This is a genomic window from Candidatus Clostridium helianthi (assembly GCF_045310795.1).
Classification (GTDB): Bacteria; Bacillota; Clostridia; order Clostridiales; family Clostridiaceae; genus Clostridium; species Clostridium helianthi.
Genome location: NZ_JBJIAB010000201.1, coordinates 1 through 268, shown reverse-complemented (window position 1 = coordinate 268; position 268 = coordinate 1). Strand labels below are relative to the sequence as shown.

At 63.4% G+C, this 268-nt stretch carries 1 protein-coding gene; it reads left to right on the top strand.

Annotation, left to right across the window (positions count from 1 at the left end):
- Window positions 1-232 (top strand): hypothetical protein (locus ACJDTP_RS27810; protein WP_406763057.1); only part of this gene is annotated, 232 nt, incomplete at its 5' end.
- Window positions 233-268: the final 36 nt, after the last annotated feature.

Genomic DNA, 268 nt, shown 5'->3' with positions numbered 1-268 from the left:
AGACGTCGTCGACGATGACGACGACAAGGGCCATTGCGACATCTGCAGCCTGCCCATCAATGGCCCCGACCTCTGCGCCACTGACGTCGATCTCGGCACATGCCATGCGGCATGCCTGGAGGGGTCGCCTATCGTCAATCTCGATACCGGCGAGCCGATGCCCGAGGGCACGACCCCTCACACCTACCGCTGGGACGGCCAGCCGATCCCAAAATCGGGAGGCGCAGCATGAGCAAGCGCTCCGACAAATCAGGATTCTGGGACGGTC